Origin of the sequence: Streptomyces kanamyceticus (assembly GCF_008704495.1) — a bacterium.
GTDB lineage: Bacteria > Actinomycetota > Actinomycetes > Streptomycetales > Streptomycetaceae > Streptomyces > Streptomyces kanamyceticus.
Map to the genome: position 1 here is coordinate 7,584,983 of NZ_CP023699.1, position 26,907 is coordinate 7,611,889.

Below are 26,907 nucleotides of genomic sequence, written 5' to 3' on the forward strand. Positions count from 1 at the left end.
GACGGCGGCGGGTCGGCCCTCACTGAACTCTCGGACGCGGAACTGTCGGACCTGGTGGCGCTGAGGAGGACGGCATGACGCGGCGCGAGGGCTTCCGCCGGGGTGACGGCTCCCGCCTGGGCGAGGGCTCCCGCCTGGGTGACGGTTCCCGCCGGGGCGACGGCTCCCGCCGAGGCGATGGCTCTCGGCGGGGCCACGGTCTCGGCTGGGCCAGCGGGATGAGCGAGACGAGCCGGATGGGCAGCGGCCGCGTCTTCCCCGCGCTGCCCGCGCACACCGACCCCGAGGCCCCGTTCGCCGCGACCTGGTGGGGCAACGCGTGGATCCGCGCACTGGAGGAGGCCGCCCTCGACCAGGCCCGCCTGTCCCGCGGCCGCGCCTACGCCCGCGAGGGCTCCGTGGACACGATCACGGTGGCGCCGGGCCGCATCGTCGCGTACGTCCACGGCAGCCGCCCCCGCCCCTACCGCGCCGAACTCCGCCTGCGCACGCTCACCCCCGAGGACTGGACCCGCTTCCTGGACGTGGTGGCCGCGGACCCCGCGCACATCGCGGCGCTCCTGGACAAGGACATGCCGCAGGCCCTGGCGGCGGCCGCGACCCGAGCCGGAGTCGAACTCCTGCCCGCCGGACGCGAGTTGGCCCCGTCCTGCAGCTGCCCCGACCGAGGACACCCCTGCAAGCACGCGGCCGCCCTCGCCTACCAGACGGCCCGCCTCCTGGACGCGGACCCCTTCGTGCTCTTCCTGCTGCGCGGCGGCGAGGAGGCGGACCTCCTCGACGAACTGGCGCACCGCAACGCGCAGGAGACGGCGAGGGAGGAACGGGAGGCGCGGACGGGCGGCGGGGGCACCACCCGGCCCCGTGACCTCGAAGCCCCGCCGCACCTCACCGCCCCGACACCACCGCCCGGTTCACCCGAGGCAGCCACGCCACCCGCCCCCACCGAGACGCCCGAACCGGAACGGACGACACGCACCACCGCCACCGAACCGGCCACACGCACCGCCACCGCCATTGAACCGACCGCGCCCACCGGGCCCGCGGCGCAGCCCGCGTCCGACCGGTACCGCTACCAGCACCAGGCCCGCAACGAACAGCCCCACCCCACCGACCCGTCACTCCCTGCCCCAGCCCCCGCGCCTGCCCCAGCCTCAGCCCCCGCGCCTGCCCCAGCCTCCGCCCCACCCCTCCCGAGCACCCTGGCCCGAGAAGCCCTGGCGACGACGTACCGCCCCCCGCTCCCGCCCCCACCAGCACCCCCGTCCCGCCCGGGCGCCCCCCCGGTCCTCCCGGCGACCCTCGGGGCCCCCGACCCGACGGCGCTGGAGTTCCTGGTGACGGACACGGCGGTGCGGGCCCACGCGTACCTGATGACGGGAGCGGACCCCTTCCCTTCGGCGATGGAGCCCTGGCACGACGCGGTGCGCCTGGCGGCCTCCCACCCCGGGCTGACGGGCCGCCGCACGTTCAGCCGCCAGTTCACCGACCTGGCGGACTCGGTGGACCGCACCCCCAAGGAACTGGCCCGCGCGGCAGCGGCCTGGCGCCAGGGCGCGGAGGACGGCCTGGCGACCCTGGAATCCCCCTGGGACCCCCCGGCGGGCCCCTTCGACCGGGCCCGCGGCGCCCTGGTGGCGGCGGACCTCCCCCGCATGGCCATCCACCGCAACCACCTCACCAACGCCGAGGGAACCCTCCAGCTCCGCTACGGCCAGGACGGCCGCTGGTACCCGTACCGCAGCGAGCCGGGCGGCGACGACTGGTGGCCGGAGGGGGAGGCGGACGTGGATCCGGTGGGGGCGTTGGCGGGGGTGCTCGAAGGCTGACGACGCCGAATCGTCGGTGGTGGCGTTACCGTGAAGCACGCAGGCGCACTGCGCGATGATGCGGGTGGCGACGTGAAGGAGGCCCGGTGGACGCTGAGTTGACCGCACTGGCGACGGCGGGGGCCACGGCTCTCGTGCAGCAGATGGTGACCGACGGCTGGGGGCAGGTGCGGGACCGCGTCGCCGGATTCTTCGCGCGGGGGGACGCGGACGACGAGGAGGCCGTCGCCGGGGAACTGGAGGAGTCGCGTGGCGATCTCACCGCGGCGCGGGACAGTGCCGACGCCGAGGCCGAGGCGGACGTGCTGGCCGCGTGGCGGGGACGTATGCGGCGTGCGCTGCGCGCGGATCCGGCGGCCGCGGCGGAACTCCGGGCGCTGTTGGAGGAGTTGTCGCCGAGAGCCGAGCGGGAGGGGCGCGGCGGCGATGTGTACAACACCCTCAATGGCGGCGTGCACTACGGCGTGGTGATCCAGAGCGGATCGATCGGTGAGGTGCGCAACGGCTGAGGCGGTTGCTGAGGCTGAGGCGGTTGCGGGGCGAAATCCAGTGGCCCCGCCGTCGCGGTGAGTGCTGAGCTGTACCCGTGACTTCCGCGCCGCCGCCCTCGCCTCCGCCGTCCCGGTCCGCCCTCCCCGACGAGGTCTTCGCCGATCACGTCGCCGAGCGGCTCGCCGCCCTCGCCGGTGTGCACGCCGTCGCCCTCGGCGGTTCCCGCGCGCAGGGTACGCACACGGTCGACAGCGACTGGGACATGGCCGTCTACTATCGCGGCTCCTTCGATCCGGGGGAGCTTCGGGAGATCGGCTGGGCGGGGGAGGTCTCCGAGCTCGGCGCCTGGGGCGGTGGCGTCTTCAACGGCGGGGCCTGGCTGACCGTCGACGGGCGCCGCGTCGACGTGCACTACCGGGATCTCGACGCCGTCGAGCACGAACTGGCCGAGGCTCGCGCGGGACGCTTCCGCTGGGAGCCTTTGATGTTCCATCTGGCGGGGATCGCCAGCTACTTGGTCGTCGCCGAGCTCGGCGTCAACGAAGTGCTGCGCGGTGAACTGCCGCGCCCCTCCTTCCCCGAGGCGCTGCGGCGCACCGCTTCCGAGGCATGGCTGGAACGGGCGAGGGCCACGCTTCAGTACGCCCGGTCCAACAACGCGCCACGCGCTCAGCACACCGAGGTCGCGGGTGCCGTCGCCGTCGCCGCCCTGCAGTGCGCCCACGCGGTGCTCGCGGCGCGGGGCGAGTGGGTGACGAACGAGAAGCGCCTGCTCGAACGGGCGGGACTGCGCGACGTGGACGGCATCCTCGCGGGGCTGGGCGCGAGCGGCTCGGCCGTCACCGCGGACTCGCTGACACGGGCCGTGGACGCGGCGGACCGGCTGTTCGCGACGGCGGTCACGAAGGGCTGACCGGAGCCGTCAGCGCCGACCGGGCAACGCCCGGATTTCGTCGCCCAGGTCCGGTACGGGGATTTCGTGGCCCCGGCTGAAGCTCTTCACCGTGGCATCGCTCCCGCCTTTCGGTACGCGCGAGGTGTAGCAGGTCTCCGTATCCCGGCACTGCGGACAGAACGTGTACGTGACGAAGGGGGAGAGGGGTACTCGTTCTTCCCGCGCGAGGAGGTAGAACGCGTCTCTGGCCACCGGTTGGTCCCATTCGTACGTCTGGCGTTCGAAGACGGGATGGTCGCCGGTCGCGTTCCGTGCCACGATCAGGAAGTTCCGGGTTCTCTGCCGGTAGTCGCACGACGCGACACACAACCAGGGCAATTCCTCCAGGAACTGAGCGGCGGCGAGGGCGTGTTCCAAGAAGCCGCGGCACTCCGCCACGCGGAGGGCGGACTCGGGTCTGCTGAGCGGTTTGTCGCCGTGGGCGGTGCGATTGCGTTCCGCCTTCAGGGCTTTGAGGTCGTCGACCATGTCGGCCACGCCCGAGCGGAGTCCCGACGGCAGCCGTGGATGCCCCACGTCGACGGCGAGAACCCTGTCGAGCCCGACCGTCCAGGTGCCGAACGTGGTGCCCGCTCCGAGGCAGGCGCTCCTCAGCACGGACAGGACACCCGCCCCCGAGTCCGCTCCGGGCCGGTGCAGCAGCGCGGCCGCCGTGACGCACACGGTGAGGGCGAGGCTCTCGGCGGCGTCGAGCATCGCCTCGTACTGGTCCCGGGGAGTGTCCGCCTGCTGGAGGGCGCGGATGGCGCGGGCGACCGGGTGAGGCAGCGTCTGCCGTGCGTGCGTCAGCGCCCGGGACGTCGGCGTGGGGCGCGGCAGATCCCGCACCGGCGCGGGCGAGCGGGGGCGCTGCGGATCCACGGCGGCAGGCTTGTCGCGCGTATGCCGACTCCGCCTCCTGGCCCGGAGGCGCATCCAGGCAGGGAGCACGCCGAAGAGGAGCGTGAAGGTGAGCGTGGCCAGCAAGGTGTCCAGCCATGCGGGCATGCCGCGCGGGTCGTCGCTCGTCCCGATGGCGTAGGGGGTGAACACCACCATGAACGCGGTTGTCCAGGCCGCCCAGTCCCGGTACAGGGGCGCGTCGTAGAGGCGGAGTACCGTATTGCGCCGCCTTTCCGGCGGCGATGGCGGGGGCGGTGGTGGCGAAGGCGTGGTTCCGGCGCCGCTGTTCATGTACGTATGGTGCCGGGGGACATGACGGACAACTAGGTTCCGGCGCCCATCGGTTGAGAGGGGGCCGGACCGGCGGCCGCCAGCCCGACACCCTCGCCACACGCGCTCAGAAGTCCACCCGGGTCCTGTCATCGAGCCGCGCCACCGAATCCTGCGCGAACGCCTTCTCGTAGTCGCTGCGGATCTCCTCGATCTGTACGTCCCGCTTCTTCGCCTCGGGCGTCGGGTACAGGAGGATCAGTTCGTACGAACGCTCGCGCTCGATCTTGCCGTTGGAGTCGCGCCACTGGCCGCGGCCGTCCTGGATGGTGAGTCCGTCGGGGAAGCCCGGCGTCACTTCCTTGTCGATGAAGGCCATGAACTGCTTGTCGGTGACGGCGGGGCCGCCGTCGGGGCGTTCGGTGCCGAAGAAGAGGCGGGTCTCGGTGAAGGGCTTGCCGCGGGTGATCGTGGGAGTGGAGGCCGCCGTCGAGGACGACGGCTGCGTCCCGTCGTCCAGCGAGGCGTACGCCGCGGGCGCGCCGACCGCGAGGACCGCCGTCACGGCACCGGCCACGGCGAGGCGGGTGCGGGAGATGCGGGAGAGGGTGATTGCCACGGGGCGGATCCCTTTCGGTGGGGAGTTCGGGGGGCGTGGAGTTCGGTGGTGAGGTGGGGAGTTAGGGCTGGCGGCCCCGCGTGTGCGGCGTCGCAGACCCATAACGGCGGCAAACCGTAGCGGACACGCCCAGCGAATCCGCCCCGCTTCCGGTGATTTGGCCTGATACGCGCCCGCCGGATTCACGCCCGCTTCGCGCGCCTGTCACAGAGCGCGGTGCCGGTCCGTCCCCAGGCCGTACGTCTTGAGGTCCCGCCACCCGGTGCCGGGTCCGTCCGTCACGATCAGGCGGACCGTGTCCACGTGGCTGACGAGTGGCAGGTGCGGGGCGAGTTCCTGTTCCAGTGCGTCGTACGCCGCTTCGTACGTGTCCGGGCCCTCGTGGTTCGCGAGGGTCAGGTGCGGGGCCAGGGGCGGGGTGAAGACGCCACGGTAGGGGACCGCTTCAGGCCAGCGTTCGGTGAGCGCGCGGGTGAGGGTGCGCAGGGGGGCCTCGGGCTCGGGCGGGAGGTACAGGACGCCCGGGTAGCGGCGGAACTCCGTGAACTTGAGCGTGAAGGGGGTGCTCGCGGCGAAGAGCGAGGTCAGGGCGCGGTCCGTCGAGGGGGACATGCGCGACTCGTTGAGGAACGGGTAGAGCACCGTCACGTGGGCCGGGAAACCCGCTCGTACCAGGGGGTTCGCCTCGGGGATCCGGATCGTCAGCGCCGTGTCGCCGGGGAGGTCGGGCCAGCCGTCGTCCGTCGTTTCCGTCCCCATGACGCGCCATCGTGTCATGCCGCAACGGTTCCCCACGGGTTGCCCACAGGTGCCCTTGCGCCCCGCTCCTGGCCGTAAGCCGCCGTCTTCCCCTCCGTCACTCGGCTCCCTTACCTTGCGGGGGACTTGGTCGGAGGCACGAGGCACGAGGGGCGAGGGGGCGGTGGGCGTGGTGGTGCGACGCAAGGGTGTCGGTGGAGGGCTGATGGTGGGGGCCCTCGTGGGCTGGGCCGTGCTGGGCGGTGGTGCGTCGCTCTCCGTCGCCGAGCCCGACGGCTCCGCGCCGCGCGCCGCGGACTCCGCGTACTCCGCCACCACCGGCGTCGGCGTGCACAACGCGTACGAGAAGGGGAAGTACCCGTACTTCGCCGATGCTCTCGACTCGGGTGCCGGGATGCTCGAACTCGACGTGTGGACCAATGTGTTCGGCAGCGGGTGGCGGGTGTCGCACAGCAATCCGCTGGGCAACGACAACAACTGCGAGAACGCCCAGAGCCCGGGCGAGCTGCGCACCAAGCCGCGCAACCAGAGCCTCGCCGGGTGCCTGCGGGACATGCGCAGCTGGCACGACGCCCACCCGGGTCACCGTCCCGTACTCCTGAAGGTCGAGATGAAGGACGGGTTCCAGGCACGCAACGGCCGCGGGCCCGCCGAACTCGACGCGCTGCTCACGAGCGCACTCGGCGACGCCGTCTACCGGCCGGGACAGTTGGCCACGGGGCACGCCACCCTCGACGACGCCGTACGGGACAAGGGCTGGCCCGGACGGGCCGAGCTCGCGGGGAAGTTCGTGGTCGAGCTGATCCCCGGCACCGTCGAGCAGGGCAACCCCGCCGACACCCTGTGGACCGACCGCGAGTACGCCACCCATCTGCGCGACCTCGCGGGCAAGGGGCGGCTCGGCGACGCCGCCGCCTTCCCCGCCGTGCTCGGGGCGGCGGCGGGCGATCCGCGCGGGCGGTACGCGGATGCCACGATCCGGCCGTGGTTCGTGCTGTTCGACGGCGACGCCTCCGCGTACGCGGGCGGCTCCATCGACACCCGGTGGTACGCCGACCGGCGCTATCTCGTCGTCATGACCGACGCCCACAAGGTGGCCCCCGCCATCGACGGCACGAGTCCGACCGAGGCGCAGGCCAGGGAGCGGGTCGCCCTGCTCGCTGGTCGGCACGCCAGCATCGTGTCGGCCGACTGGACGCCGCTGCCCGGCGTGCTGTCGATGGTGCTGCCCCGCGGCTGATCCCCGCGGCTGATCCCTGCGGCTGGGCCCCGGGACCCGGGACCCGGGACTCGCCGACTGTCTCTCAGGGCTGGATCCGCGCCCACACCGGCGCGTGGTCCGACCCCGCCGCGTCCCTGCGCACCGCCGGATCCCCGTCCGCGACCGACGGCAGCGCCGCCGACGAGGCGCCCGGCGCGCCCGTGCCCGCCGTGCGTACGTGGTCGAGCAGGCCGCGGCTCATCATGATGTGGTCGATGAGTTCGCGGCGGCCCGCGTGGATGCGGGAGAAGCGCTGCTCGGCCGGGATCAGCGGGGCCACGTCCCACAGCCGCGCCGCGTCCCCCTTGTCGGGGTGGTCGTAGCCCGGCGTGCCGATCTCGGATCCCGGCGGGCCTAGCAGGAGCTGGGTCGTGGCGGCCGCCACCTCGTCGTTGAGGTCGCCGAGCACGGCCACGTCGTGGTCGCGGCCGTCGCCCTTGAGGAGCTCGTCGGCGAGGGCGCGCACCACGGTCGCCTCGGCCGTGCGCCGGTACAGGGCGTACGCGCCGTACCGCGCGCGCTCGCCCTCGTCGCGCGGCTGGAAACGGCCGCCGGGGTAGGAGATCAGCTTCGACTTTAGGTGGCAGACCACCGCGTCGAAGAAGAACGCCCGCGTCGTCACCGTCACCGCGAGCACCCCGCGGCCCGCCCGCGCCACCGTCCTGCCCGAGTCGTCGCTCTGCACGGGGAGCAGCCGCTCGGGGAAGGCGACCCGGTCGGCGACGACGAAGACCGGCAGGCTGCTGAGGAAGCCGACCCGGATGCCCCGGTCGTCCGGGTACTCCGAGAGCGTGATGTGCCAGGTGCCTTCGAGCAGGGCGGCCAGATCCTCCAGGGCGGCCGGGTCGCCGACCTCCTGGACGCCGAGGACCTGCGGTTGCAGCGCGGTGATCGTCGCCGCCAGCGAGGCCAGCTTCGTCTCGTACGCCGTCTTGTCCTTGGGGCCGAAGGGGCCGCCGGGGCGGTAGAGGTTCTCCAGGTTCCAGGTCCCGATGATCACGGCCGTCTCCTCGCCTCGCCGCGCCGCACGCTGCCTGAGCTCAGCGTGCCCGCGAATCCGCCCGCGCGACAGAGTGGCCGGATGCGCACTCCCGCTACCTTGAAGAGATGACGCCGCCTCCCGCACCAGGCCCCGCGGAACTCGTCGCCCAGGGCCCCTTCGACCTCGTCGTCACGGGCTGCACGGTCCTGGTCCACGAACCCGACCTCACAGGGGACGGCCCCGAAGAGGAGATCTCCTTCGTCGAGGACGCCGCGGTCCTCGTACGCGACGGAGCCGTCGTCGCCGTCACCACGGCGGCCGAAGCGGCCGCTCTCGACGCCGCCGAACGCATCGACGGGCGCGGCACCGTCGCGCTCCCCGGCCTCGTCAACTGCCATACGCACGCGCCGATGGCGGCCCTGCGCGGCGTCGCCGAGGACCTGCCCGCCGACGAGTGGTTCAACGACTGGATCTGGCCCATCGAGTCGCGGCTGACCGACCGCGTGGTCGAACTGGGCACCCGGCTCGCCTGCGCCGAGATGATCCGCGGCGGCGTCACCACCTTCGCCGACCACTACTTCGCGATGGACACCGTGGCCGCCGTCACCGAGGAGAGCGGCCTGCGGGCCGTGCTCGGCCAGGCGTACTTCAGCTCGCAGGGGCCCGAAGGGCGGGCCGCCTCGCTCGACTTCGCGCTGCGGCGGCGGGGCGCCGCGGGCGGCCGCATCACCACCTGCCTCGCCCCGCACGCCCCCTACACCGTCACCCCGGACGACCTCGCCGCGACCGCCGAACTCGCCCGGGAACACGGCCTGTTGGTGCACACCCACGCCGCGGAGGACCGCGCGCAGACCGACAACAGCCTGGCCAGGTACGGCCGTACGCCCCTGGAGATCCTGGAGCGTGCCGGACTGCTGGACGGCGACCTGCTCATCGCCCACGCCACCGGCCTCGACCTCGCCCGCGACCTGCCCGTGCTGCGCCGCGCCACCGGCCGCGTCGCCGTGGCCTGCGCGCCGCGCGGCTATCTGAAGTTCGGCTGGGACACCACGCCCGTGCGGGCCCTGCGCGACGCGGGCATCCCGGTGGGCCTCGCCACCGACGGCGCGGCGTCCAACAACACCCTCGACGTATGGGAGTCCATGACGCTCACCGCACTCGTACAGAAGTACGTCGAGCGGGACCCGTCCTGGCTCACCGCACGCCAGGCCCTGCACCACGCGACCTTGCAGAGCGCGCGGGCCGTCGGGCTCGGCGAGCGGATCGGGAGCATCGCCGCGGGCCGCCGCGCCGACCTCGTCCTCGTCGACCTGACGGGCCCGCACACGCAGCCCGTGCACGACCTCGCCGCCACCCTCGTGCACAGCGCCCGCTCCTCCGACGTGCGCACCACGATCGTCGAAGGGCGGGTCCTGATGCGCGACCGTCAGCTCCTGACCGTGGACGTGCCCTCCGTCGTGGGGGAGTTGACGGAGCTGCTGCCCGCGCTCGTCGACCGGAGCCACGGCGGGCGCATCCAGGAGTACGAGGCGTGAGCGAGGCATGCGGCGCGGGTCCCGCTGAGCGTGCGCGTCTTCGTCCGGGATGACCCCCTCTGACCTGCGACGTAAGGAATCCCTCAACTTTTTCCGGAAATTCTCGCCCGGAACCGATGAGTTCCGCGCACCCCCTCGGTCCACCCCTCAGCAGACATACGCGCCCGAAGGGTGGAGGAGACGGACCATGGGACTTCCGGACATCGTCACGCGTGAGGAGTGGACCGCGGCGCGCGCGGCGCTGCTCGCCAAGGAGAAGGCCGCCACCCGCGCGCGCGACGCGCTCAACGCCGAGCGGCGCGGGCTGCCGATGGTCGAGGTCGACAAGGAGTACTACTTCGACGGCGCCGACGGGAAGGCGACCCTGCTCGACCTCTTCGACGGCCGCGACCAACTCGTCGTCTACCACTTCATGTTCGCCCCCGAGTGGGACGCCGGCTGCCGCAGCTGCTCCGGATTCCTCGACCAGATCGGGCACCTCGCGCACCTGCGGGCCAGGGGCACGAACTTCGTCGCGGTGTCCCGCGCGCCGTTCACCACGCTGCTGTCCTTCAAGGCTCGGATGGGCTGGACCGTGCCCTGGTACTCGACCAACGGCGGCGACTTCAACTACGACTTCCAGGCGTCGTTCCCCGAGGAGCCGCACGACGTGCCGGGGATCAACTGCTTCCTGCGCGACGGCGACCGGATCTATCACACGTACGGCACGTTCGCCCGCGGTCTGGACGGCATCGGTTTCACCACCGCCCTGCTCGACCTCACCGCGCTCGGGCGGCAGGAGGAGTGGGAGGAGCCCAAGGGGCGGGCCTCCGCGCTAGGGGCACCGGCGGGCAGCGCGCGGGTGCGCTACCACGACGAGTACGAGGACTGAGCGGTCCCTCGGGCGGAGTCCCAAGACCTCGGGAGAACCCTGGTATTGCCTCAACTCCGTGTCGGTTCGGTCACGTTGCGAGCCCTGAGGGGTGTCTCGCGCGTTCTCATCAGTACGGGCGCTCAGTATGGGCGCTCAGTATGAGCACCGGTACAGCTCGGTACAGGTCGGTACAGCTCGGTACGGCCGAACCGAATCGCACGGGGGAGCAGGATCATGATGAACGGACGAACGGTGTTGGAGCGGTTTCCCGCGGGCGGACCGCGCGGGTCGTGGCCCGCCGAGGAGTTCGCCAGGGCCCGCCGTCAGGAAGGGCAGCGCGCGGAGGTCGTGATGGACCTCGCCACCGACGCCTTCCTGGTGATCGTGCGCGAGGCGGAGGGCGTCGAGGGGATGGCCGCCGTCGCGTGAGACGGCCGTGGGCGTCACCCCGGCGAAGGCCATGGCGTCCCGGTACAGGTGGGACTGGTCGGCGTAGCCGCTCTCCGATGCCACCGCGCCGATGCTGTGCACTGCGGCGAGGCGGTGGGCCGGGACCGGAAGCGTGCCCACAGTTGCTTGCGGCTCCAGCCGACCTCCGCCGCCAGCGGCTCGACGCGGATCTGCCCCCGGCTGAGCAGCATCTGCCGTCAGGCGTAGGAGCCGCTCCTCCCACGACGCGGCAGCACGTAGTCGTTCCTGGGCGCGCCGCGCGGGCGCTGGCACCGCATCGCTCTGGACGCCCCCAGTGACATCATGTCCGTCATCGTGCCGCGTGGCAGCCGCCTGGAGAAGCGGTAACAGCACCGGATGCAGGACCGTCAGCACGCTCGCGGTCGCGATCAGCGAGATCAGCGCGTTCACCACGCGGATCGCGAGGCAGACCATGCGGCGGGCGGCCGCGGCGTACTCCAAGTACTCCTCGGTGGCGACCCGTTCGACCTCCCGTTCGAGGCGGTCCGTCGCGTACGTGGCGGCGGCGCGCAGCAGCGCCGAGGCCAACAGGACGCCCGCCATCGTGATCAGCGCGGGGCCCGCGCCGCGCAGCCGGTCCCCGACCGGCGCGTCCGTCATCAGGCGGGCGAGCACGCTGTTCACCGCGAACAGGTTGACCGCCCGGGCGAGGCCGCGGGCCAGCTCCGCGCCGAGCACGATGCGGACGGCCTGCCGGTCGGCCCGCCAGGCGAGCCGGAAGGCCGCGCGGAGCAGCGCGGGCAGCCGGGTCGGCACGGACCGGAACCCCGGCTGCGGGACGGCGTCCTCGTGCCGCGCCCACCCGGTGCCCGGCGCGGCGGCTCCGTCGTTCTCTGATTCGGCCAATCTGACCTCCGTCTCGGCGCAGGAAACGGCCACTATCGCGGCGGCCGTCCGGCGCGGGCAGGGCGCGTGCGCACAGCGCCAGGGCGTACCCGGTGCACGCCCGGGGCGCTCGCCACAGCTCAGGGCCACCATGAGCCATCCGGACGGTTGCAACCCCGGGCAACTCTTGCCGGGTCGGCGCGGTCCGCAGTGGCATGACCCACGGACGCGACTCCACACCCGTACCGGCAAAGGAGTTATTCCGTGACCGACACCCTCCGGACATCCGGGGTCCCCCGTGGGGGCGGCCTCGACGGCCCCGCGCTGCTCGGCGCGTACCGCACGATGCGCACCATCCGCGACTTCGAGGAGCGGCTCCACGACGAGTTCGCGACCGGCGACATCCCCGGCTTCGTCCACCTCTACGCAGGTGAGGAAGCATCCGCGACCGGCGTCTGCGCCCACCTCGACGACGAGCGCGACGTGCTGGCATCCACCCACCGGGGCCATGGCCACTGCATCGCCAAGAACGTCGACGTGAAGGCGATGATGGCCGAGATCTACGGCCGTACGACGGGCTCCTGCCACGGCAAGGGCGGCTCGATGCACATCGCCGACCTCTCCAAGGGCATGCTCGGCGCCAACGGCATCGTCGGCGGCGGACCGCCCCTCATCTGCGGCGCCGCGCTCGCCGCCAAGGTGCGCGGGGACGGCGGCGTGGCCGTCGCCTTCTTCGGTGACGGCGGCAGCAACCAGGGCACCACCCTGGAGTCCCTGAACCTCGCGTCGGTCTGGCACCTGCCCGCCGTCTTCGTCGCCGAGAACAACGGTTACGCGGAGGCCACCGCGGCCGAGTGGTCGGTCGGCGGCGGCTCCATCGCGGCCCGCGCCGCGGCCTTCGGGATGCCGGGCGTGACCGTCGACGGCTTCGACTTCTTCGCCGTGCACGAGGCGGCGGGCGAGGCGGTCGAGCGGGCCCGCTCGGGCGGCGGCCCCACCTTGATCGAGGTCCGACTCACCCGCTACTACGGCCACTTCGAGGGCGACCAGCAGACCTACCGGGCGGACGAGGTGCGCCGCGCCCGCGCCGAACTCGACTGCCTCACCCGCTTCCGCACCGCCGTGACCGGCAGCGGCGAGCTCACCGCGGCGCAGCTCGACGCCATCGACTCCGAGGTCGCGGCGCTGATCGACGAGGCGGTCGTGGAGGCACAGGCGGCGCCGCTGCCGACCCGCGACGACCTGGAGACGGACGTCTACATCTCGTACACCTGAGGGGAGTTGGCCGACGCATGGCACGCAGCATCAGCTACCGCGAGGCGATCAACGAAGCACTGGCGCAGGAGATGGAGCGCGACCCCTCGGTCATCGTCATGGGCGAGGACAACGCGGGCGGCGCGGGCGCGCCGGGGGCCGACGACGCCTGGGGCGGCGTACTCGGTGTGACGAAGGGGCTCCACCCCTGCTTTCCCGGCCGGGTCCTGGACACCCCGATCTCGGAGTCCGCGTTCATCGGCGCGGCGATCGGCGCCGCGACCCGCGGCCTGCGGCCGGTCGCCGAGCTGATGTTCATCGACTTCATGGGGGTGTGCTTCGACCAGATCTTCAACCAGGCGGCGAAGTTCCGGTACATGTTCGGCGGCAAGGCCGTCACGCCCGTCGTCATCCGCGCGATGTACGGGGCGGGCCTGCGCGCCGCGGCCCAGCACTCGCAGGCGCTGTACCCCGTCTTCACCTCCGTGCCGGGACTCAAGGTCGTCCTGCCGTCTTCTCCGTACGAGGCCAAGGGGCTGATGATCCAGGCGATCAGGGACGACGACCCGGTGATCTTCTGCGAGCACAAGGCGATGTACGACGTGGTGGGCGACGTGCCCGCCGAGAGCTACACGATCCCCTTCGGCGAGGCGGACATCGTGCGCGAGGGCCGGGACGTCACGGTCGTGGCGCTCGGCCGCATGGTCTCCGTCGCCTGCGAGGCGGCGGACGGCCTCGCGGACTCCGGCGTGCGCTGCGAGGTCATCGACCCGCGCACCACCAGCCCGCTGGACACGGAGACCCTCATCGAGAGCGTCGAGCGGACCGGGCGCCTCGTGGTCGTCGACGAGGCGGGGCCGCGCTGCGGCATGGCCGCCGACATCTCCGCGCTCATCGCCCGCGAGGCGTTCGGCGCGCTCCAGGCACCGATCGAGACGGTCACCCCGCCGCATACGCCCGTGCCGTTCAGCCCCGCGCTCGAAGACCTCTATGTGCCGGACGCCGGACGGGTCGCCGCCGCGGTCAAGACCGTCGTCGAATGGAAGCCGTGACGGTGTGCGAGGACCAGGTCACGCGCGTGACCATGCCCAAGTGGGGCCTGTCCATGAAGACCGGGCGCATCACCGAGTGGCTCGCGGCCGAGGGCCAGGAGGTCGAGGAGGGCGACGACCTCGCCGAGATCGACACCGACAAGATCGCGGGAACCCTGGAGGCCCCGGGCGCGGGTGTGCTGCGCCGGATCGTCGCGGCGGCGGGCGGCGACGCACCCGTCGGCCGGGTGATCGCGCTGATCGCCCCCGCGGAGGTCCCGGACGCGGAGATCGAACGGCTCGCCGCCGAGGCGCGGGACCACCTGGCCGCCGGCCTGCCCGCGGCGGACGAGGACAGCCCCGTCACCGGGACGGTACGGGTGGCGGGCACGGCGCTCGCGTACGCGACATCGGGCGCGGGCGAGCGGGCGGGCGAACAGGAGACCGAGCGAGCGGGCGAGCAGTCGGGCGAGCCGGAAATCGTCCTGGTGCACGGCTTCGGCGGAGACAAGAACTCCTGGCTCTTCGTGCAGGAGCCACTTGCCGCGCACCACACCGTCCACGCCCTCGACCTGCCGGGCCACGGCGAGTCCGGCAAGGAGGTGGGGGACGGCGGCCTGGCCGCGCTCGCCCGGCTCGTCACCGGCTTCCTCGACGCGCTCGGCATCGGACGGGCCCACCTGGTCGGCCACTCCCTGGGCGGCGCGGTCTGCGTCGCGGCGGCCGCGCTGGCCCCGGACCGGGTGGCCTCGCTGACCCTGGTGGCCCCCGCCGGTTTCGGCCCCGACGTGGACGCCTCCTACCTGCGGGGCTTCGCGGCGGCGGGCAACCGGCGCGAGCTGCGGCCGCAACTCGTGAAGCTCTTCGCCGACGAGTCCAGGGTGACCAGGCAGCTGATCGACGACCTGCTCAAATACAAGCGCCTGGACGGCGTGGACCGCGCCCTGCGGACGCTCCTCGACACCCTGCTCGACGAGGACGACGCACCGGCCATCGACGTGACGGACCTCCTGAGGGGCCCGGCGGCCGCGGTCCCCGTGGTGGCGCTCTGGGGCGAGAAGGACCGGATCATCCCCGCGTCCAACGCGGCGTCCCTGACAGACACGGCGGACGTCCGCATGATCCCGGACACGGGCCACATGCCCCACATGGAGACACCGGGGGAGGTGGTGAGGGCGATCGAGGCCTCGGTACTGAGGGCGACCCCGTAAGGAGCGCGGGGACCTGCCCGCGGCCCCGCAGAGTGGCCCCGTAAGGGGCGCGGGGAACTGCGCGCCCAGCCCAGGCGGACCCGCGGACGTGGAATCCGCTCAACCCAGCGGAGCGCTCACGCGCTGAGGGCCCGGGACCACCCCGGCGTGGCCCCCGCGGCCCCGCACAACGCGAGATACAACGGGATCGGCGGAGTGTAGGGGACATCCCCGTCCGGGCGATGGATCAGCACCGGACGGCACCCCGCGTCACGGACCACCGCGCCCGCCGAGTACGCGACGAGCGAAGGCCACTCCATCGCGACGTCGGAGTCCGCGGGCACGATCCACCACCAGCGCGAGCCGTCCTCGTACACGCACCCCACCCGGGGCAGCCGGGACATCAGGCCGGGGCCGAGCGACGCGGGCACCGAGACCGCGTCGCAGCCCAGTGGGTCGGTCATTCCCTCGGGCAGGCCGAGCCGCTGGGGAGGCGGCGGCGACGCTCTGGTCGCCTGTCGCCGCCGGGAAAGCCGGACCAAGGTGTTCAGATCCAACGGCCGCACCGTACCCGCGCTCACATGCCCCCCGCCCGCGTCACTGCCACGTTCGACTCATCCGTTCTCCGCGCACGCCGTTCTGGTCACCACTGCGCGCACGCCGTTCTCGGCAACTCCGCCCACACCGTGAGCCCGATACCGGGCCCCGCGTCGTGGACGCCCCAAGCGCTGCTCACCGCATCGACGAGAAGCAGTCCCCTCCCGTGTTCCTCGTCGGCCCCCCTGTGAGCCGGGCGCGGCATGCCTGAACCGCATCCGTCGTCACGTACGGCTATTCGCAGTTTCTCCGGATCCGCGCAGAGCTCGCAGATGATCCGCCGGCTCGCGGTGTGCACCACGGCATTGGTGACCAGTTCGGAGACGATCAGAGCCGCCGCGTCGCAGGCGTCGTCGTCGCGCACCGCCCACTCGTCGAGCTGCGCACGCATCAGCCGTCTGGCCTGTGCGGCGGAGCCCGGAAGTGGGGCGAGAGCGAAACTGACGCAGACCTCGGCGGCGTCCTGGGGCCGGTGCTCGGCGAGATCGCCAAGACGGCCTCCGACGGCTTCGGTTCCTAACGGCGCGGGCGGAGTCACGCTCTCCACTATCGCCCCGCCCGGAACACCTTGGCAAGAGCCACTCTGAAAAGTGCACAGTGGCGTGTTCCTTCGAGACGGCGCATGGCACACTGCTCGCAACAGCTCGCGGTGCGGTGTGAGTTGAAGCAACGCGGAGTAGGTGGAGGTAGGAGACGTGAGCGAACCGCGGTCCGCGCCGACCGTCGGACAGGTCGTTCTCGGTCGTCGCCTGCAGGATCTGCGCGAGCGCGCGGGCCTCAAACGCGAGGAGGCCGCGAAGATCCTCCGCGTCGCCCCCGCCACCGTCCGCCGGATGGAGACGGCCGAGGTCGCGCTGAAGATCCCGTACCTCCAGCTGCTCCTGAAGTCGTACGGCATCGCCGACGACGAGGCGGACGCCTTCGTCATGCTCGCCGAGGAGGCCAACAAGCCCGGCTGGTGGCAGCGGTTCCACGACATCCTGCCCGGCTGGTTCAGCATGTACGTCAGCCTGGAGGGCGCCGCCAGCCTCATCAGGTCCTACGAGCCGCACTTCGTGCCCGGACTGCTCCAGACCGAGGAGTACGCGCGCGGGGTGATGCGCTCCGGTGCGATCGGCCAGACCAGGCCGGCGGACATCGAGCGGTACGTGGCGCTGCGCATGGAGCGCCAGTCGCTGCTCACCCGCGAGGACGCGCCCCGGCTCTGGGTGGTGATGGACGAGACCGCGCTGCGCAGGCCCGTGGGCGGAGCCGATGTGATGCGCGAGCAGATCGACAGACTGCTCGAAGCAACCGAAATGCCCCACATCACGCTGCAGGTCGCGCCGTTCGCGTCGGGGCCGCACCCCGGAACGTACGGACCGTTCGTGCTGTTCCGGTTCGCCGTGTCGGAGCTGCCCGACATGGTCTACAGCGAGTACCTGACCGGCGCCGTCTACCTGGACGCGCGCACCGAGGTGGCCACCCACCTGGAGGTCATGGACCGCATGGCGGCGCAGGCCGCCACCGCACAACGCACGAAGGAGATCCTCCGGGACCTCCGCAAGGAGCTGTGACATGGACCGACATCGAGCCGGAACGCGCCCTGCCGGTCCGCGTTCACCAGGAGCCCGCGACGACTCGCGCAGTGAGTCCCGGATATACAACGGCATGCCCGCCCGCGACCTCGGCAACGACGGCTGGCACAAGCCGTGGAGCGGCGGAAACGGCGGCAACTGCCTGGAGGCCATGAAGCTGGCCGACGGCAGGGTCGCGGTGCGCCAGTCCACCGACCCGGACGGTCCCGCGCTGATCTACACGCGTGGAGAGATCACCGCGTTCATCCAGGGGGCGAAGGCGGGCGAGGCGGACTTCCTGCTCTCGTGACCCGCCCACCAGGCGGCTGAGGATCGGGACGGGTCAGGTCAGGTCAGGTCAGCGCGAGGATGAACGACGCCGAAGCGGCGAGGGACGCGACACCGCGCACGTGGTTCCACGCGGTCCACTCGCTGACGTACGTACGCCAGTATTCGGCGCCCTCCGCGCTCTCCGGATCGACCTTGGCCAGGGCGTCGTTGCGGGGAATGTTCGCGGCGATCGTCACCCCGAACGAGCCGACCAGGTACAGCGCGCAGCCGAGCAGCAGCTCGACGGTGCCCTCGTCGGGCCAGAGCACGAACGTCACGACGGCGAGCACGGCGCACAGCCCCGTGGCGCCGAGGAACACGGCCATGAACGCCGGAGTGACAGCGGTGACGTTGATCCGGTTCATCGCGGCGATGCCCTGCGCGGGCGGCAGCCCGGCGAGACCCTTCATCACGAAGGTGGAGAAGGCGCAGAAGACCCCGGCGGCGAGGCCACAGGCGAGCGCGCCGAGCACGGCGAGTACGAAGTACGGACCGTCGATCATGGCAACTCCCGTGGGTCTGAGGCCGTTACGTCACGCAGGCGTGCTACGGCTGCGTCACCTACGTCGGACGGGCGGGCCTGCCGCGAGTGATCCTCCACGGCGAGCCCCGTCACCACAAGTCAATTGCCAACGGGCCCTGGTGGCCATGCGTGACCCTCGCCCGGGCATGCGCGGGCGTCTCGCCCCGGCGTGCCAGACGTGCCAAGCGTGCCCGGCGTGCCAGTCGAGCCCGGCGCCTCGCGCCACGCGCGCAACGTCGCCTCCACGGCGGGCGCGATCCGCCGCCGCGCCTCGCCCCGGGGCACACCGCTCATCAGCAACCGGTCGTAGGGCGTGGCCGTGTGCCGCACCGCGGCGCCGACCGCCGCGGTCACGGCGCCCTCCGACAGCGCCCGGCCCGCCGCGCTGCGCCCCACCCGACCGCTGCCCCGCTCCGATGCGTGCGCGGCGATCGCGCGGGCCCTGTCCGCGGGGCAGCCGGGGAAGAGCCGCCCTATCTCGGCGGCGAACGCCTCGGTGAACCGCACGTCCCGCGCGGCCCGCCGCACCGCGTCCCGCGCCCTGCGCCGCGCCCGTGCCTCGGCGTCCGCCAGGCACCGCTCCTCGGCGAGCGCGAGCGCCGCCTCCTCGACGAGGACGCCCTGCCGCTCGTACCGGGCGCGGCGCCGGTGGAAGCGGACCACCACCGCCCAGAGCCCGCTGCCCTCGCGGGCCCGCCGGGTGAGTGCCGTGTCGCCGCGCGGCAGATAGACGAGGTGTCCGAGGTCGGCGCAGTCCAGGCAGCGCGGCTCGCCGCCTTCGAGGACCAGCAGTCGCAACGGCCCCGAGCGGCACTCCGCGCAGCGCCTGCGCTTCAGCGGCTGGAACGCCAGGAGTCCGGGGCGGGCGGGGGAGACCGGGGAGCTCGCCATGCCCGTCTCTTTCCCCGCGCGAGGGCCACGGCATCATGGCCCTGTGCGACTCGAACCGATCACCTGGGAACGCCTGACCGACACCCTCGCCGACCGCCTGCTCGACCTGAAGACCGGCGACGGGAGCCCCTGGCCGCGCGTCGCCGTCGACGGGGCGCGGGCCGGCGGGACCGGCGAACTGGCCGCGCGCCTCGCCGACGCGCTGCGGCTGCGCGGACGCACCCCGCTGGTGGTCGGCACGGAGGGCTTCCTGCGGCCCGCCTCGCTGCGCTTCGAGTACGGGCATCAGGACGTGGAGGCGTACTACAGCGGGTGGTTCGACACCGGCGCCCTGTGGCGCGAGGTCTTCGGCCCCCTCGAACCGGGCGGCACGGGGCGGGTCCTGCCCGACCTCTGGGACCCGGCGGCCGATCGCGCGACCCGCAGCCCGTACGTCGAACTCCCGCCCGGCGGCGTGCTGTTGCTGCACGGCCCGCTGCTGCTCGGCCATTGGTTCCCGTTCGACCTGAGCGTGCACGTGCGGCTCTCGCCCGGCGCGCTGCGGCGCCGCACACCGGAGGACGAGCGGTGGACGCTGCCTGCCTTCGAACGGTACGAGACGGAGGCGGACCCCGCGGGCCGCGCCGACGTGGTCGTACGGGCGGACGATCCACGGCATCCGGCGTGGAGCGGCGCACCGGCCGCGACGTGACGCGCGGGCACCCCACGCGACCGCATCCCGCCTCACTCTTGCCTGTCTCACCCCCCCGGCCCGCCCTGCCCCGGTCCGCGCCGGGCCCGAGCGGTCTCCGGATGCGTGCGTCCGGGGGCACGGCGAGAATGAGGGCGCCGGGATCAGCGGCGCCCTCGCGCCGCGCCGGAACACGCCCGGCAACGGGAGGCACCAATGACCACCGCCGGAGACATCATGCACCGGGGCGCCCAGTGGATCCCCAGGCACGAGACGCTCGACCGCGCGGCCCAGCTGATGCGCGAACTCGACGTGGGCGCGCTGCCCATCAGCGACGAGAACGAACGCCTCTGCGGCATCCTCACCGACCGCGACATCGTCGTCGGCTGTGTGGCCATGGGGCACGACCCGTCCCGGGTCACCGCGGGTGACATGGCCAAGGGCACGCCGCGCTGGATCGACTCGGGCGCCGATGTGGACGAGGTCCTCCGGGAGATGCAGGGCCATCAGATCCGCCGCCTGCCGGTGATCGAGAACAAGCGGCTCGTCGGCATGATCAGCGAGGCCGACCTCGCCACGCACCTCACCGATGACCAGCTCGCGGGCTGGGTCGAGAGCGTCTACGCCAAGGGCTGATGCTCATAGCCACCCGTTCCTCCGGAAGCCGCGGTACAGCGCGAGACAGGTCGCCGCGATCACGGACATGACCAGCGGATAGCCGAACTTCCAGTGCAGCTCGGGCATGTGGTCGAAGTTCATGCCGTAGAGACCGCAGGCCATCGTCGGCACCGCGACGACCGCCGCCCATGCGGTGATCTTCCGCATGTCCTCGTTCTGCGCGACCGTCACTTGTGCGAGGTGGGCCTGGAGGATCGAGTTCAGCAACTCGTCGAAGGCGGCGATCTGTTCGGTGGCCCGGTGCAAGTGGTCGTCCACGTCCCGGAAGTACGCCTGTATCTCCGGGGCGATGGCGCGCATCGGTGTGGTGGCGAGCACCTGGAGCGGGCGGCCGAGCGGCACCACCGCCCGCTTCAGTTCGAGGAGTTCGCGCTTGAGCTGGTAGATGCGGCCGGGGTCGGCCCGCGCGCCGTCCGGGGCGAACACGTCCGTCTCCACCTGGTCGATGTCCGACTGCACCGCGTCCGTCGCCGCGAGGTAGTCGTCCACCACCTGGTCGGCGATGGCGTGCAGCACGGCGGCAGGTCCCTGGGAGAGCTGCTCGGGGGACGCCTCAAGCTCCTCGCGCAGCGGGCCGAGCGAGCCGTGCCTGCCGTGCCGGACCGTGATGACGAAGTCGCGGCCGACGAAGACCATGATCTCGCCGGTGTCCACCACCTCGCTGGTGGCGGTCAGTTCGGTGTGTTCGACGTAGCAGACGGTCTTGAACACGGCGAACAGCGTGTGGTCGTACCGCTCGACCTTCGGGCGCTGATGCGCGTGCACCGCGTCCTCCACGGCGAGCGGGTGCAGGTCGAAGAGGTCGGCGATGCCCGCGAACTCCTGCCCTGTCGGCTCGTGCAGCCCCAGCCAGACGAAGCCGTCGTCGGCCTTGCGGACCCGCTCGACCGCCTCGACGAGGCTGTCGACGGAGGGCTGGCGCACGCCCTTTCGGTACGACACGCAGTTCACCACCGACGAGCCGAGCGGGGAGCGGGCCGGGTGGCTCAGGTCGACGCGTGAGCGGCGTCGGCCCAGGCGCGCGACCTTACGGAGGCGGCCGACCTTGCGCAGACTTGAGACTTTGCCAAGGCTTCCTACCTTCCGAAGGTTGCCTGCCATGGACATGAGGGGCTCCTCGCGCTGGTGACCGCTGGTGGTGTGGCGTGCCAGTTTGCCAGCCCGGTACAGGACCTCGCTGGGGCCTGTGGGAACGGAGTATTCCGCTCCGGAATGCCCGGTTCTGCCTCCCGGGAGCAAGCCGGGCAACTGGGATGATCAGGGCATGACGCGAACCGACGGCCCTCTCCTCGACGCCCGGCAGCCCGTGACGGTGCGGCGCCTCGACGCCTTCGCCGCCCTCTTCGACCCCACGACCTTCGGGCACATCGAACGGCTCGGCATCGGCCCCGGCTGGCGCTGCTGGGAGGTCGGGGCTGGCGGCACCTCCGTGGTCTCCTGGCTCGCCAAGCGGGTCGGCCCCACCGGCAGGGTCCTGGCGACCGACACCGACACGTCCTGGCAGACGCGGGCCGCGCGCTCACCCCTCGAAGTGCGCGTCCACGATGTCGCCGCCGACCCGCCGCCCGTGGAGGGCTTCGACCTGGTGCACGCGCGGCTCGTCCTGGTCGACGTCGCGGACCGGGAGCGGGCCCTGCAGTCGATGCTCAGGGCGCTGCGGCCCGGCGGCCGCCTCCTGATCGAGGAGGCCGACCACGCGCTCCAGCCGCTTGCCTGCCCCGACGAGTACGGCCCCGCCCAGGAGTTGGCGAACCGCCTGCGCCACGGGGTGCGCGCGCTGCTCGCCGAGCGTGGCGCCGATCCCGCGTACGGCCGCGTGCTGCCCCGCCTGTTGCGTGCGGGCGGCCTGCGCCACGTCGAGTCCGAAGTCCACATCCCGCTCACCTCCCCGGCCTGCGCCGCCCTGGAGACCGCGACGCTCCAGCACCTGCGCGCGGACCTGGTCGCCGCGGGCCTCGCGACGACGGAGGAGATCGACGACCACTTGGCGAGCGTCGCGGCGGGCACGCTCGACCTGGCGACGCCGCCGATGGTCTCCACGTGGGGACGGAAGGCGTAGCGACCGCGGTTCGGGTGCGTCTGAAGGGGCGCGGGGAACTGCGCGACCGACCAGCCACGACGCACCCGCAGATGGAGAGGGCGTTCCCGTGGATCGCTGAGTCGGCTCGGGCGGGGCGTGGCCGGAGCGCTCCGCCGCGCGCGCACCGGCCCGGGTCAGCGCTCCGCGGCCTCGGGAGGCCTGCCTCCCGTCCGTTCCACCGCCCGCGCTCCCGCCCCGCACCCCTGCGCCGCCGCGTCGACGAGGCCCGCGCCGCCGAGCAGGGCGGCGAGGAGCGCGCCGGTGAACGCGTCGCCCGCCCCCGTGGAGTCCCGGGCCCGCGCGGGCACCGCGGGGATCCGGCCGCGCACCTCGCCGCCCCACGCCACCAGCGCCCCGTCCGTGCCCAACTTGACCACCACCGAGGGGAAACGGCGGCTCAGCATGCACGCCGCGGCCGCCGGATCGGGCAGTCCGGTCAACAGCTGCGCCTCCGCCCGGCTGGGCACCAGCGTCTCCACTCCCTCCACCGCCGCGAGGAACCGCGCCACGCCGAGACGCGCCAGGAACCCCGCCGACGCGGGATCCACGCTCACCGGCACCCCACGCGCGCGTGCCGACGCCAGCGCCTCGGCGGCCGCCGCACGGCTCGCCGCCGCGAAGAACAGGTAGCCGGACAGATGCAGCCGGGCGACGCCGTCGAGGAGCGAGGGCGACCAGTCGGCGGGGGAGATCCGCAACGAGGCACCGTTGTCCGAGAGGAACGTCCGCTCCGCCGCCGCGCCCGCGTCCACCAGGCAGATCACCGTGCCGGTCGGCTCCCGCGGATCTATGACGAGCCGTGGTCGCACCCCCGCGCGCGTGAGCGCCGCCTCGTGCCACGCCGCGGAGTCCGCGCCGACCCGCCCCAGCAGACGTACGTCCGGACAGCCCCCGTACGCCGCCCAGCAGGCCACATTGGCCCCCGCGCCGCCCGGCACCGTACGGATGGCCGCCGCCGTGTCGGTCCCCGGCGCGAGCGGCGTCCGGTGCAGCGCGACGACGTCCGTGACGACGTCCCCGACCACCAGCAGGCCGCAGGGCCGCGCCGTCACCGCCCGGCCCAGGCCGTCGCGATCCGCGCCCCGAGCCGTACGTTGCCGCGCACCGCGGCGAGGTTGGCCTCCAGGGACGCCCCTTCGGTGCGCCGCACCAACTCGTCGAGCAGGAACGGGGTGATGGCCTGCCCCGTGATGCCCCGCTCCTCGCACGCCGCCAGTGCCTCGGCGAGCACGCGCGCGTGGAGCACGGGATCGAGCTGCTCGTCCCGTGGCACCGGATTCGCCACGATCAGCGCCGCGTCGGGCCCGTCGAGCGCGTCCTGGGCGCGCATCACCTCCGCGATCTCACCGGGCGCGCGCAGCGTCCAGTCCACCGGGTGCCCGGAGTCGGCGAGGTAGAAGCCGGGGAAGCGGTCGGTCCCGTACCCCGCGACCGCGACGCCGAGGGTCTCCAGGCGCTCCAGCGTCGCCGGTACGTCCAGGATCGACTTCACGCCCGCGCACACCACCGTGATCCGGGTACGGGCGAGCAGCCCCAGGTCGGCCGACTCGTCCTGGGTGACGGTCCACTCCCGGTGCACCCCGCCGAGCCCGCCCGTGGCGAACACCCGCAGTCCCGCGCGGGCGGCGAGCAGCGCCGTGGCCGACACCGTCGTCGCCCCGCTCGCGCCCGTGGCGACGGCGAGCGGCAGGTCGCGGTGGCCCAGCTTGCGGATGCCGTCCTCGTTCGCGACCCGCTCCAACTGCTCCTTGTCCAGGCCGACATGGGGGCGCCCGTCGAGGACGGCGATCGTCGCGGGGACGGCGCCCTCCTCGCGTACGACCGCTTCGAGTTCCTTCGCCACCTGGAGGTTGCGCGGCCGCGGCAGGCCGTGCGCGATGATCGTGGACTCCAGGGCCACCACGGGCTGCCGCTCCGCGACCGCCGTCTGCACCTCGTCGGACACCACCAGCACGGGCCTGCCTCCTGCCTGTCGGGTCTCCCTCTCATCCCTGGCGGTCGGCGCGGCCCGTCAAACCCCGTTGACCGGACGTCCGGACCCGGCAGGGATTCGGGCGAAGGGCCCGGCTAGGGTGACCGGCCATGACCACGAATGATCAAGCTGTCGCGTCTTTCGCCGTGCACATTCCGGATGTCGACCTGGAGGCCGAGCCCCTGGACCCGGAGCAGATCGTCTCCGGCGACCCCGTGGTGACCGGCAAGGTGCTGTGGGAGTCGGCCGACGGCAAGCAGCTGCGCGGCATCTGGCAGATCACCCCCGGCGTGGTCACCGACACCGAGGCCAACGAGCTCTTCGTGGTCGTCAGCGGCCGCGCCACCGTCGAGGTCGAGGGCGGCGCCACGCTGGAGATCGGTCCGGGCGACGCGGCGGTGCTCCGCGAGGGCGACCGCACGACCTGGACGGTCCACGAGACGCTGCGCAAGGCGTACCACATCACGCTGCCGTGACTGCCTGACGTCAGCTCGCGGGCCTGACCGCTCTGCGTACGGCGAGTCCGGCCATCGGCAGCAGTACGCAGGCGCCGACGAGGTTGAGCCAGCCGTAACTGGCCCGCGCGACGATCAGTCCCGCGAGCCCGCCGCCGATGCCCGCCGAGGCGTTCATGGTCAGGTCGGACAGACCCTGCACGGCAGCCCTCGCGGGCCCCTCCACCGAGTCGGTGAGCAGCGCCGATCCGGCCACCAGGCCCGCGGACCAGCCGAGGCCGAGGACGAAGAGCCCGGCGGCGGTCTGGCCGTGGCTGGGCCCCGCGGTGCCCGCGAGCAGCGCGGCGCAGCTCAGCAGCCCGACCGCGAGGCCGATCACGGCGAGCCTGCCGAACCGGTCGGAGAGCCAGCCGAGGACCGGCGAGAACGCGTACATGCCCGCGATGTGCCCGCTGATGACAAGGCCGACCAGTTGCAGACTCGCCCCGTGGTGGCCCAGGTCCACCGGGGTCATCACCATGATCGAGACCATCACCGTGTGCGACACGGTCACCGTCACCAGCGCGAGCCGGGCCATCGGCGACCCGGCCACCGCGGCGACACCGGCCTTCAGCGAGCGGCTCCCCGCGGAGTGGTCCTCGTCCGGGGCCAGGGCGCGGGCGGTGAGCAGCGGGTCGGGGCGGAGCAGCACCGCCACCACGAGCGCGGCGACCGCGAAGATCCCGGCGGCGAAGAGGAAGGGGCCCGCCTTCTCGGGGATGGCCGTGCCGGAGAAGGCGCGGCTGGTCGGCGCGGCGATGTTCGGGCCGAGCACCGAGCCGATGGTGGTGGCCCAGATGACGTGCGAGATGGCGCGGCCGCGCCGGTCGGGCTCGGCGAGGTCGGCCGCGGCGAACCTGGCCTGCAGATTGGCGGACGAGCCCGCCCCGAAGGCCGCCATGCCGAGCAGCAGCAGGGGGAAGCTCGCCACGACCGAGGCCAGCACGACGAGCCCCGCCCCCAGCGCGCCGACCAGATACGCGAGGACGAGGCCGGGCCTGCGTCCCCGTGACGTCATCAGCGCGGCCAGCGGCAGCGAGAGCAGGGCCGTGCCGGTGACGGACGCCGTCGGCGCGAGCCCGGACAGCGCCTCCGTCCCGCTCACCTCGGTCGCGAGGACCGGGGCGAGCGCGATGCCGATCGGCACCCCGAGCCCGCCCAGGATCTGGCTGGCGATCAGCACCGCGTTCGTACGGCGGCGCAGGGCGGGGAGCGCCTCCGGCGCGGGTATGCCGGGGGCGTCGAGGGTCGAAGTCACCGACGCAGTGTGCCAGGGCGTTCGTACGGGCGAAACGTAGTTGTCACAGTCCGCCGGGACCGCGCGGCGGCCCGGTCAGAACAGCGGCTGCGGCAGCACGCCCTCCAGCGCGAGGAGCTGCCGCTTGGTCTCCAGACCGCCCCCGAAGCCGCCGATGCCCCCGTCGCTCTCCACCACGCGGTGGCACGGCACCACGACCGGCAGCGGGTTGGCGCCCATCGCGAGGCCCACGGCCTGCGCCGCGCGCGGCTGGCCGACGCGGTGGGCCAGGTCTCCGTAGCCCACCACCGTGCCGAACGGCACGGTGGTGGCCAGCTCGCGCAGCACCTGGCGGTTGAAGCCGGAGATCAGCGACCAGTCGAGCGGCAGGTCGAAGTCGCGCCGCTCGCCCGCGAAGTACGCCGCGAACTGGCGTATGGGCTCGGCGAGCAGCGGGGAGCCGGGCTCCTGGACCGGCTCGGCGCCGAGCCGGGAGCCGAGCCCCTCCAGGACCTTGTCGCGCACCGCGTCGGTGGCGTGGAACGCGACGGTGACGAGTCCTTCACCGGTCGCGGCGAGCAGCAGCGGGCCGATGTCGCTCTCGACGACGGCCCAGACGACCTGACGGCCGTCCTGCTTCCGCTCCTGCTCCTGCGCATGGGAGTACATGC

The 26,907-nt window shown here is 72.9% G+C and carries 29 protein-coding genes and 1 pseudogene; 16 read left to right on the top strand and 14 right to left on the bottom strand.

The genetic code is table 11. From position 1 onward, the window contains the following. Positions 1-74: 74 nt before the first annotated feature. The 3 genes from CP970_RS32815 (at position 75) to CP970_RS32825 (ending at position 3,234) form a co-directional block, all read left to right on the top strand. The gene (locus tag CP970_RS32815) at positions 75-1,829 is read left to right on the top strand and encodes an SWIM zinc finger family protein (RefSeq protein ID WP_150494338.1); all 1,755 of its coding nucleotides are present in this window, start codon (positions 75-77) and stop codon (positions 1,827-1,829) included. A gap of 86 nt (positions 1,830-1,915) precedes the next feature. Beyond that, positions 1,916-2,338 (top strand): hypothetical protein, encoded by a 423-nt coding sequence (locus CP970_RS32820; protein ID WP_055554344.1) that lies wholly within the window; start codon positions 1,916-1,918, stop codon positions 2,336-2,338. A gap of 77 nt (positions 2,339-2,415) precedes the next feature. Next, positions 2,416-3,234 (top strand): nucleotidyltransferase domain-containing protein, encoded by an 819-nt coding sequence (locus CP970_RS32825; RefSeq protein WP_055554342.1) that lies wholly within the window; start codon positions 2,416-2,418, stop codon positions 3,232-3,234. A gap of 9 nt (positions 3,235-3,243) precedes the next feature. On the opposite strand, the gene CP970_RS32830 is transcribed toward CP970_RS32825, so the two are convergent. The 3 genes from CP970_RS32830 to CP970_RS32840 form a co-directional block, all read right to left on the bottom strand. Beyond that, positions 3,244-4,449, bottom strand: coding sequence for a hypothetical protein (locus CP970_RS32830; protein ID WP_150494340.1), 1,206 nt, complete (start codon positions 4,447-4,449; stop codon positions 3,244-3,246). A gap of 106 nt (positions 4,450-4,555) precedes the next feature. After that, positions 4,556-5,047, bottom strand: coding sequence for a DUF3574 domain-containing protein (locus tag CP970_RS32835; RefSeq protein ID WP_055554338.1), 492 nt, complete (start codon positions 5,045-5,047; stop codon positions 4,556-4,558). 204 nt (positions 5,048-5,251) lie between these two features. After that, positions 5,252-5,824: a 2'-5' RNA ligase family protein gene (locus CP970_RS32840; protein ID WP_055554336.1), complete on the bottom strand. Its 573-nt coding sequence runs from the start codon at positions 5,822-5,824 to the stop codon at positions 5,252-5,254. A 187-nt stretch (positions 5,825-6,011) separates the two neighbouring features. On the opposite strand from CP970_RS32840, the gene CP970_RS32845 reads away from it, so the two are divergent. After that, complete coding sequence (locus tag CP970_RS32845) at positions 6,012-7,046, top strand: phosphatidylinositol-specific phospholipase C domain-containing protein (RefSeq protein WP_055554334.1); 1,035 nt, start codon at positions 6,012-6,014, stop codon at positions 7,044-7,046. A 64-nt stretch (positions 7,047-7,110) separates the two neighbouring features. Here CP970_RS32845 and CP970_RS32850 read toward each other — a convergent pair whose 3' ends face one another. Next, a complete protein-coding gene (locus CP970_RS32850; protein WP_055554332.1) occupies positions 7,111-8,067 on the bottom strand; it encodes an endonuclease/exonuclease/phosphatase family protein in 957 nt (318 codons plus the stop codon). A 107-nt stretch (positions 8,068-8,174) separates the two neighbouring features. Between CP970_RS32850 and CP970_RS32855 the strand changes: the two genes are divergently transcribed. From CP970_RS32855 to CP970_RS45150, 3 genes are all read left to right on the top strand, one after another. Beyond that, a complete protein-coding gene (locus CP970_RS32855) occupies positions 8,175-9,584 on the top strand; it encodes an amidohydrolase (RefSeq protein WP_055554330.1) in 1,410 nt (469 codons plus the stop codon). Between the two features lie 187 nt (positions 9,585-9,771). Further along, positions 9,772-10,455: a DUF899 domain-containing protein gene (locus tag CP970_RS32860; RefSeq protein ID WP_055554328.1), complete on the top strand. Its 684-nt coding sequence runs from the start codon at positions 9,772-9,774 to the stop codon at positions 10,453-10,455. A gap of 219 nt (positions 10,456-10,674) precedes the next feature. Next, the gene (locus CP970_RS45150) at positions 10,675-10,866 is read left to right on the top strand and encodes a hypothetical protein (RefSeq protein ID WP_079043924.1); all 192 of its coding nucleotides are present in this window, start codon (positions 10,675-10,677) and stop codon (positions 10,864-10,866) included. A 357-nt stretch (positions 10,867-11,223) separates the two neighbouring features. Here the strand turns inward: CP970_RS45150 and CP970_RS45155 are convergent. Next, a pseudogene (locus tag CP970_RS45155) lies at positions 11,224-11,754 on the bottom strand (ABC transporter ATP-binding protein); the annotation flags it as partial. A 243-nt stretch (positions 11,755-11,997) separates the two neighbouring features. Here CP970_RS45155 and CP970_RS32880 point away from each other — a divergent pair. Genes CP970_RS32880 through CP970_RS32890 form a run of 3 tightly spaced genes read left to right on the top strand, consistent with a single transcriptional unit; the run spans position 11,998 to position 15,229 of the window. Then, positions 11,998-13,008, top strand: a complete 1,011-nt coding sequence (locus CP970_RS32880; RefSeq protein WP_055554324.1) for a thiamine pyrophosphate-dependent dehydrogenase E1 component subunit alpha — start codon at positions 11,998-12,000, stop codon at positions 13,006-13,008. A gap of 17 nt (positions 13,009-13,025) precedes the next feature. Beyond that, complete coding sequence (locus CP970_RS32885) at positions 13,026-14,039, top strand: alpha-ketoacid dehydrogenase subunit beta (protein ID WP_055554322.1); 1,014 nt, start codon at positions 13,026-13,028, stop codon at positions 14,037-14,039. Then, the gene (locus CP970_RS32890; RefSeq protein WP_055554320.1) at positions 14,027-15,229 is read left to right on the top strand and encodes an acetoin dehydrogenase dihydrolipoyllysine-residue acetyltransferase subunit; all 1,203 of its coding nucleotides are present in this window, start codon (positions 14,027-14,029) and stop codon (positions 15,227-15,229) included. Before CP970_RS32885 ends, CP970_RS32890 begins: the two co-directional genes overlap by 13 nt. Before the next feature lie 116 nt (positions 15,230-15,345). Here CP970_RS32890 and CP970_RS32895 read toward each other — a convergent pair whose 3' ends face one another. Together CP970_RS32895 and CP970_RS32900 are read right to left on the bottom strand one after the other, a co-directional pair. Beyond that, positions 15,346-15,765 (bottom strand): hypothetical protein, encoded by a 420-nt coding sequence (locus tag CP970_RS32895; protein WP_398656189.1) that lies wholly within the window; start codon positions 15,763-15,765, stop codon positions 15,346-15,348. Between the two features lie 86 nt (positions 15,766-15,851). Continuing rightward, positions 15,852-16,343, bottom strand: a complete 492-nt coding sequence (locus CP970_RS32900) for an ATP-binding protein (protein ID WP_055554350.1) — start codon at positions 16,341-16,343, stop codon at positions 15,852-15,854. Between the two features lie 157 nt (positions 16,344-16,500). Here CP970_RS32900 and CP970_RS32905 point away from each other — a divergent pair, with 157 nt between their 5' ends. Both CP970_RS32905 and CP970_RS32910 read left to right on the top strand, forming a co-directional pair. Continuing rightward, a complete protein-coding gene (locus tag CP970_RS32905) occupies positions 16,501-17,361 on the top strand; it encodes a helix-turn-helix domain-containing protein (protein WP_055554316.1) in 861 nt (286 codons plus the stop codon). A 94-nt stretch (positions 17,362-17,455) separates the two neighbouring features. Further along, positions 17,456-17,671, top strand: coding sequence for a DUF397 domain-containing protein (locus CP970_RS32910; RefSeq protein ID WP_055554313.1), 216 nt, complete (start codon positions 17,456-17,458; stop codon positions 17,669-17,671). Between the two features lie 43 nt (positions 17,672-17,714). Here the strand turns inward: CP970_RS32910 and CP970_RS32915 are convergent, their stop codons facing one another. Further along, positions 17,715-18,194, bottom strand: a complete 480-nt coding sequence (locus tag CP970_RS32915) for an anthrone oxygenase family protein (RefSeq protein WP_055554311.1) — start codon at positions 18,192-18,194, stop codon at positions 17,715-17,717. A 119-nt stretch (positions 18,195-18,313) separates the two neighbouring features. Further along, positions 18,314-19,105, bottom strand: coding sequence for a DUF2293 domain-containing protein (locus tag CP970_RS32920; RefSeq protein WP_079043919.1), 792 nt, complete (start codon positions 19,103-19,105; stop codon positions 18,314-18,316). A gap of 43 nt (positions 19,106-19,148) precedes the next feature. Here CP970_RS32920 and CP970_RS32925 point away from each other — a divergent pair, with 43 nt between their 5' ends. Next, positions 19,149-19,796, top strand: a complete 648-nt coding sequence (locus tag CP970_RS32925) for a nucleoside/nucleotide kinase family protein (protein ID WP_055554309.1) — start codon at positions 19,149-19,151, stop codon at positions 19,794-19,796. 195 nt (positions 19,797-19,991) lie between these two features. After that, positions 19,992-20,411, top strand: coding sequence for a CBS domain-containing protein (locus CP970_RS32930; protein ID WP_055554307.1), 420 nt, complete (start codon positions 19,992-19,994; stop codon positions 20,409-20,411). A gap of 3 nt (positions 20,412-20,414) precedes the next feature. Here CP970_RS32930 and CP970_RS32935 read toward each other — a convergent pair whose 3' ends face one another. Then, positions 20,415-21,560, bottom strand: a complete 1,146-nt coding sequence (locus CP970_RS32935) for a magnesium and cobalt transport protein CorA (RefSeq protein WP_055554305.1) — start codon at positions 21,558-21,560, stop codon at positions 20,415-20,417. Positions 21,561-21,717: 157 nt separating this feature from the next. Here CP970_RS32935 and CP970_RS32940 point away from each other — a divergent pair, with 157 nt between their 5' ends. Further along, positions 21,718-22,512 (top strand): methyltransferase domain-containing protein, encoded by a 795-nt coding sequence (locus CP970_RS32940; protein WP_055554303.1) that lies wholly within the window; start codon positions 21,718-21,720, stop codon positions 22,510-22,512. Positions 22,513-22,667: 155 nt separating this feature from the next. On the opposite strand, the gene CP970_RS32945 is transcribed toward CP970_RS32940, so the two are convergent. Beyond that, entirely contained in the window at positions 22,668-23,585 is a 918-nt protein-coding gene (locus CP970_RS32945; protein WP_224058859.1) for a carbohydrate kinase family protein, read from the bottom strand. Further along, positions 23,582-24,487 (bottom strand): pseudouridine-5'-phosphate glycosidase, encoded by a 906-nt coding sequence (locus tag CP970_RS32950; RefSeq protein ID WP_055554301.1) that lies wholly within the window; start codon positions 24,485-24,487, stop codon positions 23,582-23,584. The genes CP970_RS32945 and CP970_RS32950 overlap by 4 nt, the downstream gene beginning before the upstream one ends. A 128-nt stretch (positions 24,488-24,615) precedes the next feature. On the opposite strand from CP970_RS32950, the gene CP970_RS32955 reads away from it, so the two are divergent. Further along, positions 24,616-24,981: a cupin domain-containing protein gene (locus CP970_RS32955; RefSeq protein WP_055554299.1), complete on the top strand. Its 366-nt coding sequence runs from the start codon at positions 24,616-24,618 to the stop codon at positions 24,979-24,981. Between the two features lie 10 nt (positions 24,982-24,991). Here the strand turns inward: CP970_RS32955 and CP970_RS32960 are convergent, their stop codons facing one another. Together CP970_RS32960 and CP970_RS32965 are read right to left on the bottom strand one after the other, a co-directional pair. Further along, a complete protein-coding gene (locus CP970_RS32960) occupies positions 24,992-26,257 on the bottom strand; it encodes an MFS transporter (protein ID WP_055554297.1) in 1,266 nt (421 codons plus the stop codon). Positions 26,258-26,332: 75 nt separating this feature from the next. Then, the gene (locus tag CP970_RS32965) at positions 26,333-26,905 is read right to left on the bottom strand and encodes a methylated-DNA--[protein]-cysteine S-methyltransferase (protein ID WP_055554346.1); all 573 of its coding nucleotides are present in this window, start codon (positions 26,903-26,905) and stop codon (positions 26,333-26,335) included. Positions 26,906-26,907 lie beyond the last annotated feature (2 nt).

What these genes read in the sequence shown, in the direction of transcription:
- CP970_RS32815 (WP_150494338.1), top strand. Translation starts at nt 75, where the DNA reads ATGACGCGGCGCGAGGGCTTCCGCCGGGGTGACGGCTCCCGCCTGGGC.
- CP970_RS32830 (WP_150494340.1), bottom strand. Translation starts at nt 4,449, where the DNA reads ATGAACAGCGGCGCCGGAACCACGCCTTCGCCACCACCGCCCCCGCCA.
- CP970_RS32840 (WP_055554336.1), bottom strand. Translation starts at nt 5,824, where the DNA reads ATGACACGATGGCGCGTCATGGGGACGGAAACGACGGACGACGGCTGG.
- CP970_RS32845 (WP_055554334.1), top strand. Translation starts at nt 6,012, where the DNA reads ATGGTGGGGGCCCTCGTGGGCTGGGCCGTGCTGGGCGGTGGTGCGTCG.
- CP970_RS32855 (WP_055554330.1), top strand. Translation starts at nt 8,175, where the DNA reads ATGACGCCGCCTCCCGCACCAGGCCCCGCGGAACTCGTCGCCCAGGGC.
- CP970_RS32860 (WP_055554328.1), top strand. Translation starts at nt 9,772, where the DNA reads ATGGGACTTCCGGACATCGTCACGCGTGAGGAGTGGACCGCGGCGCGC.
- CP970_RS45150 (WP_079043924.1), top strand. Translation starts at nt 10,675, where the DNA reads ATGAACGGACGAACGGTGTTGGAGCGGTTTCCCGCGGGCGGACCGCGC.
- CP970_RS32885 (WP_055554322.1), top strand. Translation starts at nt 13,026, where the DNA reads ATGGCACGCAGCATCAGCTACCGCGAGGCGATCAACGAAGCACTGGCG.
- CP970_RS32890 (WP_055554320.1), top strand. Translation starts at nt 14,027, where the DNA reads ATGGAAGCCGTGACGGTGTGCGAGGACCAGGTCACGCGCGTGACCATG.
- CP970_RS32910 (WP_055554313.1), top strand. Translation starts at nt 17,456, where the DNA reads ATGCCCGCCCGCGACCTCGGCAACGACGGCTGGCACAAGCCGTGGAGC.
- CP970_RS32915 (WP_055554311.1), bottom strand. Translation starts at nt 18,194, where the DNA reads ATGATCGACGGTCCGTACTTCGTACTCGCCGTGCTCGGCGCGCTCGCC.
- CP970_RS32920 (WP_079043919.1), bottom strand. Translation starts at nt 19,105, where the DNA reads ATGGCGAGCTCCCCGGTCTCCCCCGCCCGCCCCGGACTCCTGGCGTTC.
- CP970_RS32930 (WP_055554307.1), top strand. Translation starts at nt 19,992, where the DNA reads ATGACCACCGCCGGAGACATCATGCACCGGGGCGCCCAGTGGATCCCC.
- CP970_RS32935 (WP_055554305.1), bottom strand. Translation starts at nt 21,560, where the DNA reads ATGTCCATGGCAGGCAACCTTCGGAAGGTAGGAAGCCTTGGCAAAGTC.
- CP970_RS32940 (WP_055554303.1), top strand. Translation starts at nt 21,718, where the DNA reads ATGACGCGAACCGACGGCCCTCTCCTCGACGCCCGGCAGCCCGTGACG.
- CP970_RS32955 (WP_055554299.1), top strand. Translation starts at nt 24,616, where the DNA reads ATGACCACGAATGATCAAGCTGTCGCGTCTTTCGCCGTGCACATTCCG.
- CP970_RS32965 (WP_055554346.1), bottom strand. Translation starts at nt 26,905, where the DNA reads ATGTACTCCCATGCGCAGGAGCAGGAGCGGAAGCAGGACGGCCGTCAG.